This is a genomic window from Pseudomonas fluorescens (assembly GCF_902497775.2).
Classification (GTDB): domain Bacteria; phylum Pseudomonadota; class Gammaproteobacteria; order Pseudomonadales; family Pseudomonadaceae; genus Aquipseudomonas; species Aquipseudomonas putida_F.
The window spans coordinates 4,314,056-4,328,275 of record NZ_OZ024668.1 but is presented as its reverse complement, the minus strand read 5'-3'; the positions used below and the strand labels follow the sequence as shown (position 1 = coordinate 4,328,275).

The 14,220-nt window shown below is 62.2% G+C and carries 15 protein-coding genes; 8 read left to right on the top strand and 7 right to left on the bottom strand.

The features are described from left to right. Window positions 1-106 precede the first annotated feature (106 nt). The 6 genes from hisG (at window position 107) to F8N82_RS19865 (ending at window position 5,854) form a co-directional block, all read left to right on the top strand. Window positions 107-742 (top strand): ATP phosphoribosyltransferase, encoded by a 636-nt coding sequence (gene hisG, locus F8N82_RS19890; RefSeq protein WP_038996931.1) that lies wholly within the window; start codon window positions 107-109, stop codon window positions 740-742. A gap of 126 nt (window positions 743-868) precedes the next feature. Then, window positions 869-2,194 (top strand): histidinol dehydrogenase, encoded by a 1,326-nt coding sequence (gene hisD, locus F8N82_RS19885; protein ID WP_038996930.1) that lies wholly within the window; start codon window positions 869-871, stop codon window positions 2,192-2,194. Window positions 2,195-2,196: 2 nt separating this feature from the next. After that, window positions 2,197-3,243 carry a histidinol-phosphate transaminase gene (gene hisC, locus F8N82_RS19880; protein ID WP_038996929.1) on the top strand — a complete coding sequence of 349 codons (1,047 nt, stop codon included), beginning with the start codon at window positions 2,197-2,199 and terminating at the stop codon, window positions 3,241-3,243. 97 nt (window positions 3,244-3,340) lie between these two features. After that, the gene (locus F8N82_RS19875) at window positions 3,341-3,991 is read left to right on the top strand and encodes a FadR/GntR family transcriptional regulator (protein WP_038996928.1); all 651 of its coding nucleotides are present in this window, start codon (window positions 3,341-3,343) and stop codon (window positions 3,989-3,991) included. A gap of 15 nt (window positions 3,992-4,006) precedes the next feature. Beyond that, the gene (locus F8N82_RS19870) at window positions 4,007-5,290 is read left to right on the top strand and encodes a CynX/NimT family MFS transporter (RefSeq protein ID WP_038996927.1); all 1,284 of its coding nucleotides are present in this window, start codon (window positions 4,007-4,009) and stop codon (window positions 5,288-5,290) included. A 90-nt stretch (window positions 5,291-5,380) separates the two neighbouring features. After that, a complete protein-coding gene (locus F8N82_RS19865; RefSeq protein WP_038996926.1) occupies window positions 5,381-5,854 on the top strand; it encodes a nuclear transport factor 2 family protein in 474 nt (157 codons plus the stop codon). On the opposite strand, the gene F8N82_RS19860 is transcribed toward F8N82_RS19865, so the two are convergent. Beyond that, a complete protein-coding gene (locus F8N82_RS19860; protein WP_038996925.1) occupies window positions 5,836-6,762 on the bottom strand; it encodes a hypothetical protein in 927 nt (308 codons plus the stop codon). The genes F8N82_RS19865 and F8N82_RS19860 overlap by 19 nt on opposite strands. 205 nt (window positions 6,763-6,967) lie before the next feature. Between F8N82_RS19860 and F8N82_RS19855 the strand changes: the two genes are divergently transcribed. Then, on the top strand, window positions 6,968-7,267 hold the full coding sequence (locus tag F8N82_RS19855; RefSeq protein ID WP_038996924.1) for a GIY-YIG nuclease family protein: 300 nt from the start codon (window positions 6,968-6,970) through the stop codon (window positions 7,265-7,267). On the opposite strand, the gene F8N82_RS19850 is transcribed toward F8N82_RS19855, so the two are convergent. Both F8N82_RS19850 and yejK read right to left on the bottom strand, forming a co-directional pair. Continuing rightward, on the bottom strand, window positions 7,245-7,601 hold the full coding sequence (locus F8N82_RS19850; protein ID WP_038996923.1) for a glutaredoxin family protein: 357 nt from the start codon (window positions 7,599-7,601) through the stop codon (window positions 7,245-7,247). The two genes, F8N82_RS19855 and F8N82_RS19850, sit on opposite strands and share 23 nt — an antisense overlap. A gap of 4 nt (window positions 7,602-7,605) precedes the next feature. Next, window positions 7,606-8,613 (bottom strand): nucleoid-associated protein YejK, encoded by a 1,008-nt coding sequence (gene yejK, locus F8N82_RS19845; RefSeq protein ID WP_038996921.1) that lies wholly within the window; start codon window positions 8,611-8,613, stop codon window positions 7,606-7,608. 408 nt (window positions 8,614-9,021) lie between these two features. Here yejK and F8N82_RS19840 point away from each other — a divergent pair, with 408 nt between their 5' ends. Further along, window positions 9,022-9,303: an HU family DNA-binding protein gene (locus F8N82_RS19840; RefSeq protein WP_009398256.1), complete on the top strand. Its 282-nt coding sequence runs from the start codon at window positions 9,022-9,024 to the stop codon at window positions 9,301-9,303. A 51-nt stretch (window positions 9,304-9,354) separates the two neighbouring features. On the opposite strand, the gene rlmF is transcribed toward F8N82_RS19840, so the two are convergent. The 4 genes from rlmF to F8N82_RS19820 form a co-directional block, all read right to left on the bottom strand. Continuing rightward, window positions 9,355-10,317, bottom strand: a complete 963-nt coding sequence (gene rlmF / locus F8N82_RS19835; protein WP_038996920.1) for a 23S rRNA (adenine(1618)-N(6))-methyltransferase RlmF — start codon at window positions 10,315-10,317, stop codon at window positions 9,355-9,357. Window positions 10,318-10,418: 101 nt separating this feature from the next. Further along, on the bottom strand, window positions 10,419-13,265 hold the full coding sequence (locus F8N82_RS19830) for a valine--tRNA ligase (protein ID WP_038996919.1): 2,847 nt from the start codon (window positions 13,263-13,265) through the stop codon (window positions 10,419-10,421). A 135-nt stretch (window positions 13,266-13,400) separates the two neighbouring features. Continuing rightward, window positions 13,401-13,748, bottom strand: coding sequence for a hypothetical protein (locus F8N82_RS19825; protein ID WP_038996918.1), 348 nt, complete (start codon window positions 13,746-13,748; stop codon window positions 13,401-13,403). Window positions 13,749-13,753: 5 nt separating this feature from the next. Further along, window positions 13,754-14,182: a DNA polymerase III subunit chi gene (locus F8N82_RS19820; RefSeq protein WP_038996917.1), complete on the bottom strand. Its 429-nt coding sequence runs from the start codon at window positions 14,180-14,182 to the stop codon at window positions 13,754-13,756. Between the last annotated feature and the right edge of the window lie 38 nt (window positions 14,183-14,220).

Below are 14,220 nucleotides of genomic sequence, written 5' to 3'. Positions count from 1 at the left end.
TGTGAGTGGCGCAGGGACGCGCCAGCCAATTTGCTGCACCGAATTAATGCGGCCGGGCCTGTTGAGTGCCCGGCCGGCTGTAGCCGCATAAGGACCGACGTTTCCCATGTTGACCATCGCGCTATCCAAAGGTCGGATTCTCGACGATACCCTGCCGCTGCTGGCGGAAGCCGGTATTGTTCCGACCGAGAACCCGGACAAGAGCCGCAAGCTGATCATCCCTACGACTCAGGAAGACGTGCGTCTGCTGATCGTGCGCGCCACTGACGTGCCGACCTATGTCGAGCATGGTGCCGCCGACCTGGGTGTGGCTGGCAAGGACGTGCTGATGGAGTACGGTGGCCAGGGCCTGTATGAGCCGCTGGACCTGCAGATTGCCCAGTGCAAGCTGATGACCGCCGGCAAGGTCGGCGCTGCCGAGCCCAAGGGCCGTCTGCGCATCGCCACCAAGTTCGTCAACGTCGCCAAACGCTACTATGCCGAACAAGGCCGTCAGGTCGATATCATCAAGCTGTACGGTTCGATGGAGCTGGCGCCGCTGATCGGCCTGGCTGACAAGATCATCGATGTCGTCGACACCGGTAACACCCTGCGTGCCAATGGCCTGGAACCCCAGGAACTGATTGCCACCATCAGCTCCCGGCTGGTGGTCAACAAGGCTTCGATGAAGATGCAGCACGCCCGCATCCAGAGCCTGATCGACACCCTGCGCCAGGCTGTCGAATCGCGACACCGCGGCTGACTTCTGCGCGCGACCTTCGCTGTCGCGCCCGTCTATCCGCGTCATAGCCAATTTTCTCGGGTGCCCGCGCGGATGGACTGGTAGCTTAGGGCGCCTGAGCATTCGCCAATTATTGAGGCCCTCGCTATGACCACGTCCACTGCAATCGCCCGACTCAATGCCGCTGACCCGGATTTCGCCCGACATCTGGATCATCTGCTGAGCTGGGAAAGTGTGTCTGACGACGCGGTCAACCAGCGCGTGCTCGATATCATCAAGGCCGTGCGCGAGCGTGGCGATGCTGCATTGGTGGAGTTCACCCAGCGTTTTGATGGCGTGCAGGCTTCCTCGATCGACGAGTTGATCCTCGGCCGCGAGCGCCTGGAGCTGGCCCTGACCCGTATCACCCCGGCCCAGCGCGAAGCCCTGGAAAAAGCCGCTGAGCGGGTACGCAACTATCACGAGCGGCAGAAGCAGGATTCCTGGAGCTATACCGAAGCCGACGGCACCGTGCTTGGCCAGAAGGTCACGCCACTGGATCGCGCTGGCCTGTATGTGCCTGGCGGCAAGGCGTCGTACCCCTCGTCGGTGCTGATGAACGCGATTCCGGCCAAGGTTGCCGGTGTCGGCGAGGTGGTCATGGTGGTGCCGACCCCGCGTGGCGAGGTCAACGAGCTGGTGCTGGCCGCCGCTTGCATCGCCGGTGTCGACCGGGTCTTCACCATCGGCGGCGCCCAGGCGGTTGCCGCTTTGGCCTATGGCACCGAAAGCGTGCCGCAGGTCGACAAGGTGGTCGGCCCGGGCAACATCTACGTGGCCACCGCCAAGCGTCATGTATTCGGCCAGGTCGGCATCGACATGATTGCCGGTCCTTCGGAGATTCTCGTGGTGTGTGACGGCCAGACCGATCCGGACTGGATCGCCATGGACCTGTTCTCCCAGGCCGAGCACGACGAAGATGCCCAGGCGATCCTGGTCAGCCCGGATGCCGCGTTCCTCGACAAGGTTGCTGCGAGCATCGACAAGCTGCTGCCGACCATGGAGCGCGCCGAGATCATCAAGACCTCGATCAACGGCCGTGGCGCACTGATCCAGGTGCGCGACATGCAGCAGGCCATGGACGTTGCCAACCGCATTGCGCCGGAGCACCTGGAGTTGTCGGTGGCTGATCCGCAGGCCTGGCTGCCGCAGATTCGCCATGCCGGTGCGATCTTCATGGGCCGCCACACCAGCGAAGCCCTGGGCGATTACTGCGCAGGTCCCAACCACGTATTGCCGACTTCCGGTACCGCGCGCTTCTCGTCGCCGCTGGGGGTGTATGACTTCCAGAAGCGTTCGTCGATCATCTTCTGCTCCGAGCAGGGCGCTTCCGAGCTGGGCCACACCGCTTCGGTACTGGCCCGCGGCGAATCGCTGACCGCCCACGCCCGTAGCGCCGAATACCGCATCCTTGCCGACAAGAAGGGGAACTGAACATGAGTAAATTCTGGAGCCCTTTCGTCAAGGACCTGGTGCCTTACGTGCCGGGTGAGCAGCCAAAGCTGGCCAAGCTGGTCAAGCTCAACACCAACGAGAACCCGTACGGCCCATCGCCCAAGGCGCTGGAAGCCATGCGCGGTGAGCTGAGCGACAACCTGCGCCTGTACCCGGACCCTAACAGCGACCTGCTCAAGCAGGCGGTAGCCGACTACTACGGTGTGCAGGGCAACCAGGTATTCCTGGGCAACGGTTCGGATGAAGTGCTGGCGCACATCTTCCATGGCCTGTTCCAGCACGATGCGCCGCTGCTGTTCCCGGACATCAGCTACAGCTTCTACCCGGTCTACTGCGGCCTGTACGGCATTGCGTTCGAGGCGGTGGCGCTGGATGAGCAATTCCAGATCCGCGTCGATGACTATCGCAAGGCCAACGGCGGGATCATCTTCCCCAACCCCAACGCGCCGACCGGTTGCCTGCTGGCCCTGGAGGCCATTGAGCAACTGCTCAAGGCCAACCCGGATTCGGTGGTGGTGGTCGACGAAGCCTACATCGACTTTGGCGGCCAGACCGCCATCAGCCTGGTGGACCGCTACGACAACCTGCTGGTGACCCAGACCCTGTCCAAGTCGCGTTCGCTGGCCGGCCTGCGGGTAGGCCTGGCGGTGGGCCATCCGGACCTGATCGAGGCGCTGGAGCGGATCAAGAACAGCTTCAACTCCTACCCGCTCGATCGCGTGGCGATCGTCGGTGCGGCGGCAGCGTTCGCAGACCGCGCGTACTTCGACGAAACCTGCCGCAAAGTGATCGACAGCCGCGAGTCGCTGGTCAAGGAGCTGAGCGCCCGGGGTTTTGAAGTGCTGCCGTCGGCGGCCAACTTCATCTTTGCCCGCCACCCGCAGCAGGATGCCGCTGAGCTGGCAGCCCGCCTGCGTGAGCAGGGGGTGATCGTGCGCCACTTCAAGCAGGCACGGATCGCGCAGTTCCTGCGCATTACCATCGGTACCCCGGAGCAGAACCAGGCGTTGCTTGATGCATTGAACTGATAGAGCGCAGCCCTTATCGCGGTGCGACGACTCGACTTGCCCCGCGATTGTTTTTACCGGTAACCTCACACGCAAATTCATCCGATGATTGGATGTCATGACGTTATTGATCAAACGCTCCCTGGTCGAACAAGCGGTCGACCAACTACGCCAGCGCGTCGCCAGCGGCGCGTGGGCCGTGGGCCAGCGCCTGCCCACCGAACCGGAACTGGCCGCTGAGCTCGGCATCAGCCGCAACACCGTGCGTGAAGCCATGCGCGTGCTGGCCTTCAGCGGTCTGGTCGAAGTGCGTCAGGGCGATGGCAGCTACCTGCGTACCGCCGTCGATCCATTGCAGGCGTTGCAGGCGCTGTCGCGCTGTGACCTGGAGCAGGCGCGGGAAACCCGCCATATCCTTGAAGCCGAAGCCATTGGCCTGGCCGCACTGCGCCGCACCGAAGAAGACTTGCAAGGGCTACGAGAGGCCCTCAAGCACAGTAGCGCGCATTTTCATGGCGATCTGGAGCAGTACATCAGTTGCGATCTGGTGTTTCACCAGCGCCTGGTGGATGCCGCGCACAACCCGGCCCTGAGCGAGTTGTATCGCTACTTTTCCGGGGTGGTGGCGGCCACCTTGCATCACAACCTGACCCACGCTCCTCGCTGCCAGCTGGTCTTCGACCTGCACGGGCAGATTCTCGATGCCATCGAACAACGTGATTCGGACAAGGCCAAGGCCCTGAGCCGGACCCTGATCAACGAATCCTGACCTTGCGAGACTGCTATGGGCCATGACACTACCCGAACTGCGGCACCGGCCAACGGGCCGGAGCTGGAAGAACTGCTGATCGATGCCGAAGCCGACGACGAGCAAGTGCAACAGCAACCTGTGTTGCTCAAGCGGCCCTGGCTGTTGCTGCTCGGCCTGGTGCTGGTGGCGCTGAACCTGCGCCCGGCGTTGTCGAGCATGGCGCCGCTACTTGGTCTGGTGTCCGAAAGCCTGGACCTGACCGCTTCCCAGGCGGGATTGCTGACCACCTTGCCGGTGCTGTGCCTGGGCTTGTTCGCCCCGCTGGCGCCAGTGCTGGCGCGGCGTTTTGGTAGCGAGCGGGTGATCCTTGGCATTCTCCTGGTGCTGGCAGCCGGTATTGCCGTACGCAGCGCCTTTGGCAGCACCGGGGTGTTCGTCGGCAGCATCATGGCCGGGGCCAGCATCGGTGTGATCGGCGTACTGTTGCCGGGTATCGTCAAGCGTGACTTCCCCAAGCACGCCGGGACCCTGACCGGTGTCTACACCATGGCCTTGTGCCTGGGCGCGGCGATGGCGGCCGGCGCCACAGTGCCCTTGAGCGAGCGCCTGGGCGACAGTTGGTCGCTGGGTCTCGGTTTCTGGTTGATCCCGGCGTTGCTGGCCGCGCTGATCTGGCTGCCCCAGGCCCGTCACGGTCATGGTGCCCACCACGTGGCGTACCGCGTGCGTGGCCTGTTGCGTGACCCGCTGGCCTGGCAGGTAACCCTGTACATGGGCCTGCAGTCGTCACTGGCCTATATCGTCTTCGGCTGGCTGCCGTCGATCCTCATCGGTCGCGGCTTGAGCCCGACCCAGGCGGGCCTGGTGCTGTCCGGCTCGGTGATCGTGCAGTTGATCAGCTCGCTCAGCGCGCCGTGGCTGGCGACCCGTGGCAAGGACCAGCGCCTGGCCATCGTGGTGGTCATGCTCATGGCCCTGGCTGGGTTGTTCGGCTGCCTGTATGCACCGCTGGAAGGCCTCTGGGGCTGGGCCATTGTGCTTGGCCTGGGGCAGGGCGGTACCTTCGCCCTGGCATTGACCCTGATCGTGCTGCGCTCCAAGGACGCCCACGTCGCGGCGAACCTGTCGAGCATGGCGCAGGGCATTGGTTATACCTTGGCCTCGATGGGGCCGTTCGCCGTCGGCCTGGTGCATGATCTGACCGGCGGCTGGAATGCGGTGGGCTGGATCTTTGCCGTACTCGGTGTCGGCGCCATCGGCTTTGGCCTCAAGGCCGGGCGCAACTTGCATGTGCAAGTGCTCAGCGAGCGGGTTTGACCCTGACATTCGCCGGGCAAATGCCCATAGCTTTTTGCCACTTCCGCGGACTATCGTGCAGGTCTACTCCAATGGAACCGGACCTGCCTCATGAGCGACGCCAACACTGCCTTGATCACCCGCTTCTACCAGGCGTTCCAGCGCCTGGACGGCGAAGCCATGGTTGCTTGCTACAGCGACGATATCGTCTTCAGCGACCCGGCCTTCGGCACTCTGCGCGGCAAAGACGCGGGTGACATGTGGCGCATGCTCACCACCCGTGCCAAGGATTTTTCCCTGACCTTCGACAGCGTGCGAGCCGATGAGCGCAGCGCCAGCGCCCACTGGGTCGCCCACTACCTGTTCAGCCAGACAGGCCGCACTGTGGTCAACGACATCCAGGCACGTTTCGTGTTTCGGGATGGCAAGATCTGCGAGCACCATGACAGCTTCGACCTGTGGCGCTGGTCGCGTCAGGCATTGGGCACCACAGGGTGGTTACTGGGCTGGTCACCACTGGTGCAGGGCAAGGTGCGCGCCCAGGCGCAGAAGGGCCTGCGGGCGTTTCAGGCCGGGCGCACCTGATCAGCCCTGATTACCTGGTCCCCGGGGTTGAAGAGGAATCGTGCCGGCTGCTCGTCCAAAGGCAGGCTGATCTGAATTACCGGGACAAACTTGTCCGTTGTCCGGTGCCAGTCGCGCTGTACGCGTTGGGCATCTTCCAGGCCACCGTAGGTGCCCTCGATGTAGAAGAAAGACTGGATGGGCAGTTCCTTGAAGCGTGCCTCATCCCATGTCAGGACCATGATCTCGTTCCAGGCAAACGGCCGGTCCTCCATCAATTGCATTACGCGTAACGCCTGATAGAAATTCTGTGCCCCCTGAGCACCCGTATTTTCACGAATGTCGAACGCGCATTGCGCCGTATAACGGTAATCGGGATTGCCGGCCCAGCGGTCGATCACTTCCGGATCGGAAGACGCTCGGTAGTGGCTGATCCATTGCTCAGCGGTGTGTATTCCGAGCTTGTTGCAAAGGTTCTCTTTTACCTGCGGTGTGCGCTTGTTGTTACCGCAACCGCCCTTGTCGCGCTCCCAGCTGTCACCGTCAGTGGGGTAGGCGCATATCGGATTGTATTTCATGGTGCCAGCAGGCCTGCGCTTGGTAGGGGCCAGGGTGTACCCGCTGCGGGCGCTTTCGGCCAGTGCGCTGATCGGTGCATCCGCGCGAAGGTAGGAGAACGATACGCCGCGCTTTTCCACGGCCTTGGGGCTGTTGTTCCAAGTGTAATAGTGGTCCGATGGCGTGGTTACCCGCAACATGATGCCGGAACAGGCATATGCAGCCTCGCCGTCGCAATCCGGGCGGGTGTCCTCGTACGCAGCCTGCATGGCCGCCGCGGTGTGCGGGCCGATGTCGGCCATGGCCATGCTGGCAAAGGGGGATGTCAGTGCGAAAGCCAGCAGGATCTGCTTTGCAGGTATCGATTTCATGATGTAGCCCTGATGATGGATGGGCTACCTACGTTATTTTCTAGTGCGCCGGGCGTATGTCGCCGGGCAGGAAAAGGCGCTGACAAAAAAGGCGACGGGCGGGCTCGCAGGCGGGTGTGAGACGCGTAGGAATGCATGAGAAAGGGGATTGTTACCCCGAGGAATTGTTAGAATCGACGACTCGAAAAAAATCGGTCCAGCCTGTGTGAGCGACACTACACCGCCTACTTCCAAACCCTGGTACGTCTACCTGGTGCGTGCCGCCAACGGCTCGTTGTATTGCGGCATCAGTGATAATCCCCAGCGCCGCTTCGCCCAGCACCAAAGCGGCAAAGGCGCGCGCTTCTTCAGCTCCAGCCCGGCGTTGGCCCTGGTGTACGTGGAGTGCTGGCCGGACAAGGGCGAGGCTTTGCGTCAGGAGCGACTGATAAAGCGCTTGCGCAAGAGTGCCAAGGAGCGCCTGGTTGCGTCCTACGTGCCGGTTACCGGGTTTGCAGGGCCTTGAGCAACTGCGCCTCGTCATACTGGCGCAGCTGTACGCCATTGATATCCAGTATCGGGATTCCCCGCCCACCCAGTGCCTCGTAGCGCTGGCGTGCAGTTACGTCCTTGTCGATGTCGAACTCCTGATATGCCACCCCATGGCGATCGAGGAAGCGGCGAAAGTCCTTGCAGTAGCCGCACCAGGCAGTGGCGTACAGCGTCACCCGGGCGTCGCTGCGCGCCTGGGTGGACAAAGCCTGGGTAGGGTTGAAAAAGGCCTCGATCTTGCCCCATTGCTGGAACAGCACCACCACCAGCAATATGGGCAATATGCGCTTGAGGGACTTGCTCAGCACCCGGTCAGTCCTTGCGACGCTTCAACTGATCGGTCAGTTGCGTCGGCAGGCCCTTGATGATCAGCGTGCCGGCTTCTTCGTCGTATTCGATCTTCGAGCCCAGCAGGTGCGCTTCAAAGCTGATCGACAGGCCTTCGGCACGGCCGGTGAAGCGGCGGAACTGGTTGAGCGTACGTTTATCGGCGGGGATCTCCGGCGACAGGCCGTAGTCCTTGTTGCGGATGTGCTCGTAGAACGCCCGTGGGCGCTCTTCGTCGATCAGCCCCGAGAGCTCCTCGAGGGTCACCGGCTCGCCGGCCTTGGTCTGGCTGGTGGCGTAGTCGACCAGGGTCTGGGTCTTTTCGCGGGCGGCCTCTTCGGGCAGGTCTTCGCTTTCGACGAAGTCACTGAAGGCCTTGAGCAGGGTGCGGGTCTCGCCTGGGCCGTCGACGCCTTCCTGGCAGCCGATGAAGTCGCGGAAATACTCCGAGACCTTCTTGCCGTTCTTGCCCTTGATGAACGAGATGTACTGCTTGGAGGCCTTGTTGTTCTGCCACTCGGAAATGTTGATGCGCGCAGCCAGGTGCAGCTGGCCCAGATCCAGGTGGCGCGACGGGGTCACGTCCAGCTCGGCGTTCACCGCAACACCTTCGCTGTGGTGCAGCAGGGCGATTGCCAGGTAGTCGGTCATGCCCTGCTGGTAGTGGGCGAACAGGACGTGGCCGCCGACTGACAGGTTGGACTCTTCCATCAGCTTTTGCAGGTGCTCGACGGCGACGCGGCTGAAGGCGGTGAAGGTGCTGCCTTCATCCAGGTATTCCTTGAGCCAGCCGCTGAACGGGTGGGCGCCGGATTCTGCGTGGAAGAAGCCCCAGGCTTTACCCTGTTTGGCGTTGTAGCTGTCGTTGAGATCGGCCAGGAGGTTTTCGATGGCACCCGACTCGGCCAGTTCCGAGTCGCGGGCGTGCAGCACGGCGGGGCTGCCATCGGGTTTCTTGTCGATCAGGTGGACGATGCAATGACGGATCGGCATGGGATTCTCGGTTGAAAATGGGCGGTGCTGGCCGCGTTGCAAAGTCGCCAAGTGTACCTCAGCACGGGGGTGATTCAGCGGCCAGATGTTGGCAGATATGTCGGTTGTTCGTTTTTTGTTCAATTTTTTGCGTTTTTTCGCGCAAACCCCCGAAAAACCTGCACATTTGCCCTGTGGGAGGCGGATATTTATCTATTCCTGTGGTAGTTTTGCCCGGTCTTGCGCCCCGTGTGTGGCGCATTGCTGGCAGACCGCTCGCGTCACGTCGAACCAAACGTCGTTTTACGTATCTACATACGCGATTGACGTGGCTGTAACACCGGACCGCCGGTCACCCCGCAGGTCTGGCTCGATGACTGACGTAGCACTCTGCATACTCACTGAATTTGATAGGGAAGGAACACCACCATGGCATTGACCAAAGACCAACTGATCGCCGATATCGCTGAAGCTATCGACGCGCCAAAAACCACCGCGCGTAACGCTCTGGAGCAACTGGGCCAGATCGTTGCTGATCAACTGGAAAATGGCAGCGAAATCACCCTGCCAGGCATCGGCAAACTGAAAATCACCGAGCGTCCTGCCCGTACCGGCCGCAACCCTTCGACTGGCGCTGCCATCGAAATCGCTGCCAAGAAAGTCGTCAAGTTCGTACCAGCCAAAGTGCTGACCGACGCTGTAAACAAGTAATTGTAAACAGCTCGAAAAAAGCCGCGTCCGGGTTGCCCGGACGCGGCTTTTTTATGCCTTGGTTTTGTTCCAGTGCAACTGGCCCCAGGCCTGGCGCGCTGCGGCATCCTGGAAGGTCCAGGCGATCATGCGGCTCTGCTTCTGCCCCTGGCCCATCTCGACCACGCGCTGCTCGACGGCACCGGCCTTTTTCAGCGCTGCCTGGATGCCCGGCAGGTTGGTAGCTTTGGACACCAGGCTGGTGAACCACAGCACCTGCTGGCCAAGGGTGACGCTCTCGGTCACCAACTGGCTGACAAAGCGGATCTCGCCGCCTTCGCACCACAGCTCGTTGTTTTGCCCGCCAAAGTTCAGCACCGGCAGCTTGCGCTTGGGATCGGCCTTGCCCAGGGCTCGCCATTTGCGCTGGCTGCCACGGGTGGCTTCTTCGCGCGAGGCGTGGAAGGGCGGGTTGCACAAGGTCAGGTCGAAGCGCTCGTCGCTTTTGAGCAGGCCCAGCAGGATGTGCTTGCGATTGCCTTGCAGGCGCAGGCTGATGGATTTGCCCAGGCCATTGGCCTGGACGATGGCGCCGGCTGCCGCCAGCGCCGTGGCGTCGATGTCCGAGCCGAGAAAGCGCCAACGGTAATCGCTGTGGCCCAGCAAGGGGTAAATGCAGTTGGCGCCGACGCCGATGTCCAGGGCCTGGACGTGCGCGCCACGGGGGATTTCACCGCCGTTCTGGTCTGCCAGCAGGTCGGCCAGCACGTGTACGTAATCAGCCCGGCCAGGAATCGGCGGGCACAGGTAATCGGCCGGGATGTCCCAATGCTGGATACCGTACTGGGCCTTGAGCAGGGCGCGGTTGAACACCCTGACCGCATCCGGATTGGCGAAGTCGATGCTCGGCTTGCCGTGGGGGTTGGTGATCATGAACTGGCCCAGCTCCGGGCTGCTCTTGATCAGCTGGGGAAAGTCGTAGCGGCCCTGGTGGCGGTTGCGCGGGTGCAGGGTCGGTTTGTTGGCTGTGGTCATCTTGATGTCCGGTGGAAAGCACCGCGGGTCAAGCCCGCTCCTACAGAGACTCCTGTAGGAGCGGGCTTGACCCGCGATAGCGTCGCTAGGCTCAGCGAGGGTTACAAGGCGGCAATCCGCGCATGCTGCTCGGTGAAGTTGGCCAGGGCCTGTTCGGCTTCAGCCAGCTTGGCGCGCTCCTTGTCGATCACCGCAGGCGGTGCCTTGTCGACGAAGGCGGCGTTGGACAGCTTGCCACCGACACGCTGGACTTCACCCTGCAGACGCTGGATTTCCTTGTTCAGGCGAGCCAGCTCGGCGTCCTTGTCGATCAGACCGGCCATCGGCACCAGCACCTGCAGATCGCCAACCAGGGCGGTGGCGCTCAGCGGCGCTTCGTCCTGTTCACCGAGCACAGTGAAGGCTTCGATCTTCGCCAGCTTCTTGAGCAGTGCTTCGTTTTCCTGCAGGCGACGCTGGTCTTCGGCGCTGGCGTTTTTCAGGAACAGTTGCAGGGGCTTGCCCGGGCCGATGTTCATTTCGCCACGGATGTTGCGCACGCCGAGCATCAGCTCCTTGAGCCACTCGATATCGCCTTCGGCAGCGGCATCGATACGGCTTTCATTGGCCACTGGCCATGGCTGCAGCATGATGGTCTTGCCTTCAGCACCGGCCAGCGGCGCCAGGCGCTGCCAGATTTCTTCGGTGATGAACGGCATGAACGGATGGGCCAGGCGCAATGCAACTTCCAGTACCCGTACCAGGGTGCGGCGAGTGCCACGGGCGCGTTCGACCGGGGCGTTTTCGTCCCACAGGACCGGCTTGGACAGCTCCAGGTACCAGTCGCAATACTGGTTCCAGATGAACTCGTAGAGCGCCTGGGCGGCCAGATCGAAGCGGAACTGGTCGAGCTGACGGGTCACTTCGGCTTCGGTGCGCTGCAGCTGCGAGATGATCCAGCGATCGGCCAGCGACAGCTCGTAGGCTTCGCCGTTCTGGCCGCAGTCTTCGCCCTTGTCCAGCACGTAGCGCGCAGCGTTCCAGATCTTGTTGCAGAAGTTGCGGTAGCCTTCGACGCGGCCCATGTCGAACTTGATGTCGCGACCGGTGGAGGCCAGCGAGCAGAAGGTGAAGCGCAGGGCGTCGGTGCCGTAGCTGGCAATGCCTTCAGGGAACTCGGCCTTGGTCTGCTTGGCGATCTTATCGGCAAGTTTTGGCTGCATCAGGCCGCTGGTGCGTTTTTCCAGCAGTTCGTCCAGGGTGATGCCGTCGACGATGTCCAGCGGGTCAAGGACGTTGCCCTTGGACTTGGACATCTTCTGGCCCTGGCCGTCGCGCACCAGGCCGTGGACATACACGGTCTTGAACGGTACCTGCGGGGTGCCGTCTTCGTTCTTCACCAGGTGCATGGTCAGCATGATCATCCGGGCGACCCAGAAGAAAATGATGTCGAAGCCGGTGACCAGCACGTCGGTGGAGTGGAATTTCTTGAGGAATTCGGTCTGCTGTGGCCAACCCAGGGTCGAGAAGGTCCACAGGCCCGAGCTGAACCAGGTGTCGAGAACGTCGTTGTCCTGGTTCAGAACCACGTCGGCGCCAAGGTTGTGCTTGCTGCGTACTTCTTCTTCGCTACGGCCGACATAGACCTTGCCCGACTCGTCGTACCAGGCCGGAATACGGTGGCCCCACCACAGCTGACGGCTGATGCACCAGTCCTGGATGTCGCGCATCCACGAGAAGTACATGTTCTCGTACTGTTTGGGCACGAACTGGATGCGGCCATCTTCAACGGCAGCAATCGCAGGTTCTGCCAGCGGCTTGGTCGATACGTACCACTGGTCGGTCAGCCACGGCTCGATGATGGTGCCGGAACGGTCGCCTTTCGGCACTTTCAGGGCGTGGTCGTCGACGCTGACCAACAGGCCCGCGGCGTCGAAATCGGCAACGATCTGCTTGCGCGCAACGAAGCGGTCCAGGCCTGCGTACTGAGCGGGCAGGGTGGCGTCGACGCTTTCGTTGACGCTCCCGTCGAGGTTGAACACCTGGGCGGCCGGCAGGACGAAGGCATTCTTGTCGAAGATGTTCAGCAGCGGCAGGTTGTGGCGCTTGCCGACTTCGTAGTCGTTGAAGTCGTGGGCCGGGGTGATCTTCACGCAGCCGGTGCCGAATTCAGGGTCGCAGTAGTCGTCGGCAATGATCGGGATGCGTCGGCCAACCAGCGGCAGCTCGACGAATTTGCCGATCAGGGCTTTGTAACGCTCGTCTTCCGGGTTAACGGCAACGGCGGCGTCGCCGAGCATGGTTTCCGGGCGAGTGGTGGCGACGATCAGGTAGTCCTTGCCGTCGGCGGTCTTGGCGCCGTCGGCCAGCGGGTAGCGCAGGTTCCACAGGTGGCCCTTCTCGTCGTGGTTTTCCACTTCGAGGTCGGAGATTGCCGTGTGCAGCTTGGTGTCCCAGTTGACCAGGCGCTTGCCGCGGTAGATCAGGCCGTCTTCATGCAGGCGCACGAAAGCTTCTTTCACCGCCTCCGAGAGGCCGTCGTCCATGGTGAAACGCTCGCGGCTCCAGTCGACCGACGAGCCCAGGCGGCGAATCTGGCGGCTGATGTTGCCACCGGACTGATCTTTCCATTCCCAGACTTTTTCCAGGAATTTCTCGCGGCCCAGGTCGTGGCGGTTCTGGCCCTTGGCTTCAAGTTGGCGCTCCACCAGCATCTGCGTGGCGATACCGGCGTGGTCGGTACCTGGCTGCCACAGGGTGTTGCGACCCTGCATGCGGCGGAAGCGGATCAGGGCGTCCATGATCGCGTTGTTGAAGCCATGGCCCATGTGCAGGCTGCCGGTGACGTTCGGCGGCGGGATCATGATGGTGTAGGAATCGCCCGCGCCTTGCGGAGCGAAATAATTCTCGGACTCCCAGGTGTTGTACCAGGAAGTTTCAATTGCGTGCGGCTGGTAGGTCTTATCCATGCGCGGCGGGACCCTTAGGCATTTATTCAGGAAAGCCGGAGAGTATAACGAAGCGGCAAGCTTCAAGCGACAAGCTGCAAGATCAGAGCGCCGCACGGCTCCTGCAGGTTGTCGCTTGAAGCTTGTAACTGCTTTTTATTGATTCAGCAGGCGTTCGAGCCGGGCATCGAGCCGGCGCTTGATTTCGCTCTCGATATGCGGGGCAAAATCGTTGATCACGTCCTGCATGATCAATTGCGCGGCTGCGCGCAGCTCGGTGTCCAGGTGCAGCAGGGTTTCCTGGCGCTTGGCCTGCGGATCGGCTGGCGCTTGAGGCGCAGGCGCTGGCGCCGGTTCGGCCTCTTCAAGCAGCAATGGGATCTGCTCCTCGACGGTGTCGGTCAACAGCGGTGGCTCAAGGGATGCGTCGCCTAGCAACTGGCGGATCGACTCAAGGTCGTCCAGCAAGTGCGCGGATTGGGGCAGGGGAGTGGGTTTGTCCATCGTCTTCAGAGTCGCTGTAAGCGGTGATCTTGCAGAGCATAGCCCTGTTCGCGGTAGAAACGGAAACTCTCTCGGGCCGCCTGACGAATTGCCGGTTCTTCGACCACGATCTCGGCGATCCGGGCGAAGCGGGCGGCGAAAGGGGGGACTTTGAGGTCAAGGTTGATCAACAGGTCCTGATGATTGCCGGCGTCATCGCCAAGGCCCAGGGCCACGCTGCCCTGCGGGTGGTCTTCAGCCGGGCTGTGGGGCACGAAGGCTTCGCCCTTGAACGCCCACAGGCGCGCATCCAGTTCGTCGCGCTGGGCGGCGTCGCTGCAATGCAGGTACACCCGATGCCCCAGGCGCCAAGCCTTGTCGCACAGCTTGCAGGCGAAATCCAGGCGCGCCGAGGGCGCGGCGCTGGGCAAAATGTAGAAATCGACTTTGGTCATGGTCAGCCTGCCGGCCGGCTACGCCGCAAGGCGCAGGC

Coding starts and splice junctions, on each gene's coding strand:
- hisG (WP_038996931.1), top strand. CDS start 107: ATGTTGACCATCGCGCTATCCAAAGGTCGGATTCTCGACGATACCCTG.
- hisD (WP_038996930.1), top strand. CDS start 869: ATGACCACGTCCACTGCAATCGCCCGACTCAATGCCGCTGACCCGGAT.
- hisC (WP_038996929.1), top strand. CDS start 2,197: ATGAGTAAATTCTGGAGCCCTTTCGTCAAGGACCTGGTGCCTTACGTG.
- F8N82_RS19875 (WP_038996928.1), top strand. CDS start 3,341: ATGACGTTATTGATCAAACGCTCCCTGGTCGAACAAGCGGTCGACCAA.
- F8N82_RS19870 (WP_038996927.1), top strand. CDS start 4,007: ATGGGCCATGACACTACCCGAACTGCGGCACCGGCCAACGGGCCGGAG.
- F8N82_RS19865 (WP_038996926.1), top strand. CDS start 5,381: ATGAGCGACGCCAACACTGCCTTGATCACCCGCTTCTACCAGGCGTTC.
- F8N82_RS19860 (WP_038996925.1), bottom strand. CDS start 6,762: ATGAAATCGATACCTGCAAAGCAGATCCTGCTGGCTTTCGCACTGACA.
- yejK (WP_038996921.1), bottom strand. CDS start 8,613: ATGCCGATCCGTCATTGCATCGTCCACCTGATCGACAAGAAACCCGAT.
- F8N82_RS19840 (WP_009398256.1), top strand. CDS start 9,022: ATGGCATTGACCAAAGACCAACTGATCGCCGATATCGCTGAAGCTATC.
- rlmF (WP_038996920.1), bottom strand. CDS start 10,317: ATGACCACAGCCAACAAACCGACCCTGCACCCGCGCAACCGCCACCAG.
- F8N82_RS19830 (WP_038996919.1), bottom strand. CDS start 13,265: ATGGATAAGACCTACCAGCCGCACGCAATTGAAACTTCCTGGTACAAC.
- F8N82_RS19825 (WP_038996918.1), bottom strand. CDS start 13,748: ATGGACAAACCCACTCCCCTGCCCCAATCCGCGCACTTGCTGGACGAC.
- F8N82_RS19820 (WP_038996917.1), bottom strand. CDS start 14,182: ATGACCAAAGTCGATTTCTACATTTTGCCCAGCGCCGCGCCCTCGGCG.